Source organism: Treponema sp. JC4 (assembly GCF_000260795.1).
In the GTDB taxonomy this organism is placed as follows: Bacteria; Spirochaetota; Spirochaetia; order Treponematales; family Treponemataceae; genus Treponema_D.
In genome coordinates, this window is the sequence record NZ_AJGU01000086.1 from 1 (window position 1) to 2,968 (window position 2,968).

At 35.0% G+C, this 2,968-nt stretch carries 3 protein-coding genes and 1 pseudogene; 2 read left to right on the forward strand and 2 right to left on the reverse strand.

The window, feature by feature from the left end; translation table 11 throughout:
* Both MSI_RS13230 and MSI_RS13235 read right to left on the reverse strand, forming a co-directional pair.
* Window positions 1-553 (reverse strand): annotated as a pseudogene (locus MSI_RS13230) (translation initiation factor 2); the annotation flags it as partial.
* Window positions 550-987 (reverse strand): DUF4869 domain-containing protein, encoded by a 438-nt coding sequence (locus tag MSI_RS13235; protein ID WP_009108096.1) that lies wholly within the window; start codon window positions 985-987, stop codon window positions 550-552. The gene MSI_RS13235 and the pseudogene MSI_RS13230, both read right to left, overlap by 4 nt.
* Window positions 988-1,130: 143 nt before the next feature.
* Between MSI_RS13235 and MSI_RS13240 the strand changes: the two genes are divergently transcribed.
* Window positions 1,131-2,315 carry a nucleotide sugar dehydrogenase gene (locus tag MSI_RS13240; protein WP_039925054.1) on the forward strand — a complete coding sequence of 395 codons (1,185 nt, stop codon included), beginning with the start codon at window positions 1,131-1,133 and terminating at the stop codon, window positions 2,313-2,315.
* 23 nt (window positions 2,316-2,338) lie between these two features.
* Window positions 2,339-2,968 (forward strand): capsular polysaccharide synthesis protein (locus MSI_RS13245; protein ID WP_050983956.1); only part of this gene is annotated, 630 nt, incomplete at its 3' end.

Here is a 2,968-nt window from a genome sequence, read left to right on the forward strand (position 1 = left end):
CACAAGTACATCGTGACAGAGAGATAGACTTAAAAAAGTCAAATCCAGAATTTGAATCTTCTGTCAGAACTTTTTGAACTTCAAGATTCGACAACAGATTTATATCGCTGTAGATATGATAAAATTCGTGATAAACCTGTTTTAATCCGGCATATTTTCCGGAAGTGTGAATTCCATAAATTTCATTTACACTGTAAGGAAGGTTTTCCAAGCCCTCTCGGGTAACAAGAACATAATAATTATTTGAACTCTTTATTGCGGATGCAAATTCTTTTGATGCAATAAAACTATTTCCTTCATCAATAAAGACAATACAGTCATCCAGAATGGAAAGTTCATTTTTCCAGTTATTACCTTCAAGGACAACACACTTCTTCTTGCATGAAAAATTAATTCCGCTGTCGGTACCACTAAGCTGATATTCACGAATCAAATCAATAAGAGTTGTTTTACCAGTTGCACTGTTTCCCTGAATAATCGTAATATTGCGTCGAATCTCGAACTCATATTTCACATGATTATTCTGTACTGATATTGAATATGTACCTTTCATTGGCATTCTCCATATTCAATCAGATATTCTTTTGCCGAATGAATAATTTTTCCAGTGTTAACTATTTTTGCTTCAAATTTGTCAGTACCGAAATTCATAAGATGCCGAAGATTTATTGTAACATCCTTCTTTTCTGCAATTTTCAAAAGCCAGGGAGCACAGTTATCACCGCAATTTGAAGCATTAAAGATTTTATCCGGCATATGAGCTATCAAAATCAGAGTTTTTACGCCACCAGAAAGTGATGTAGGAGGAATACCTCCAAGCACAGGACTTTCAATTGCATTTGCCGAAAGAACCTTTGATTTATCAATATCCAGAATCATCTGTTTTGTATCTTCTTCCAGAAGCCATTCATCTTCATATACATTCTTAAAAAAAACAGATGTGTTATAGATCACATCTTTACAGTCGCCAAAAATTATGTTCAGCATATATGCCTCTTTTTAATTAGCAAGTAATGTTAATTTTAACGCATAAATCTAAGATATTCCACATAATACTCAGTGGTAAGGAAATCTATTCAGTAACAAATGTTCCAGTACCAATAACTTTTGTGATATGCTATAATTATATTATGAACATCACAGTAGCAGGAACAGGCTATGTAGGCCTTTCAATTTCGATTCTTTTAGCACAGCACAATGACGTAATTGCCTGTGACATAATGCAGAATAAGGTTGATTTAATCAATTCAAAAAAATCACCAATCGTTGATAAAGAAATTTCTGAATATCTGGAAACAAAACCGCTTAAACTTAGTGCAACCTGCGATGCAGAACATGCTTATAAAAATCCGGATTTTGTTGTAATTGCAACTCCAACAAATTACGATTCTGAGAAAAACTTTTTTGATACTTCTTCTATTGAAGTTGTGCTTGCTCTTGTTGAGAAAAAATGCCCAGATACCACGGTTGTAATTAAATCTACAATTCCTGTCGGCTATACAGAAGGCATCTGTCAGAAGTTCAATATCAAAAACATCCTCTTTAGCCCGGAATTTTTGCGCGAAGGACATGCCCTTTACGATAACCTTTACCCTAGCAGAATTGTTGTAAGTTACCCTAAAGAGCGACCTGAGCTGTCCTCTAAGGCAAGCGAGTTTGCAGAGCTTTTGTATCAGGGGGCAATCAAAAAAGATGTTGAAATTCTTACTCCAAACTGTACAGAAGCCGAGGCTATCAAGCTTTTTGCAAATACTTATCTGGCTCTCCGCGTTGCCTACTTCAACGAGTTGGACACTTATGCTGAAGTCCGCGGCCTTAATACAAAACAGATTATTCAGGGAATCAGTCTTGACCCTCGAATCGGGGATTTTTACAACAATCCTTCATTCGGTTATGGCGGATATTGTCTTCCAAAGGACACAAAACAGCTGCTTGCAAACTTTAACTCTGTTCCGCAGAACCTTATCCAGGCAATCGTAGATTCAAACCGAACCCGAAAAGAGTTTATTGCACACCAGATTCTTGCAGCAAAGCCTAAAACAGTCGGTATATACCGCTTAACAATGAAGGCAAACAGCGACAATTTCCGCCAGTCTTCAATTCAGGACATTATGAAAATTCTTCGAGGAGAAGGTGTTGATGTTGTAATTTACGAACCTACTTTGACTGCAGATGATTTTGAACATTTCAAGGTTGAGCACGATTTATCAGTCTTCAAGAAAAACTGCGACATAATTCTTGCAAACCGCCTGTCAGAAGATTTAAGCGACTGCAAATCTAAAGTTTACACACGCGATTTATTCAGCAGAGATTAAAATTATTAAGGATAAAACTTTACATGGCAAGTATTGTTTCAAAAACAAAAAATCTTTTTAAAAGTAAAAAATATACTGATTTATTAAATACTACAGCTCAATATATACGTTTTGTCTTTATACGGTTCTGGTTCAAAATTACATTCAAGGAAGTGGACAGTAACCTGAAAAAAACAAATAAAGACTGGATAATTTATACATTCCTAAAATCAAAATACAAAAAATTTTTGAAACACTATCCAAGAAATATTAACGAAAAACATGAATATTCAAATATAATCTGGTGGTGCTGGTTTCAGGGGGAAGAAAACGCTCCTGAGCTATGCAAGGCTTGTCTTAATTCAATACGAAAGGCTATGCCAGATAAAGAAGTCAGAGTGATTACCAAAGATAATCTTTTTAATTACGTAAATTTTCCACCTTTCATTATCGAAAAATACAAAAAAGGAATAATTTCTTATACACACTTCTCAGATTTACTTAGGCTTGAACTACTCATAAAATACGGGGGTACTTGGATAGACTCAACTGTTTTCTGTACAGCAACACCAGAATACGCTTTCAATATTCCAATTTTTGTATTCAAAACAAATGAAAGAAATGATCCTGGAATTGCAGCCCAAAGCTGGTTTATTTCATCTGAAAAAGAAAAT

What these genes read in the sequence shown, in the direction of transcription:
- MSI_RS13235 (WP_009108096.1), bottom strand. Translation starts at nt 987, where the DNA reads ATGCTGAACATAATTTTTGGCGACTGTAAAGATGTGATCTATAACACA.
- MSI_RS13240 (WP_039925054.1), top strand. Translation starts at nt 1,131, where the DNA reads ATGAACATCACAGTAGCAGGAACAGGCTATGTAGGCCTTTCAATTTCG.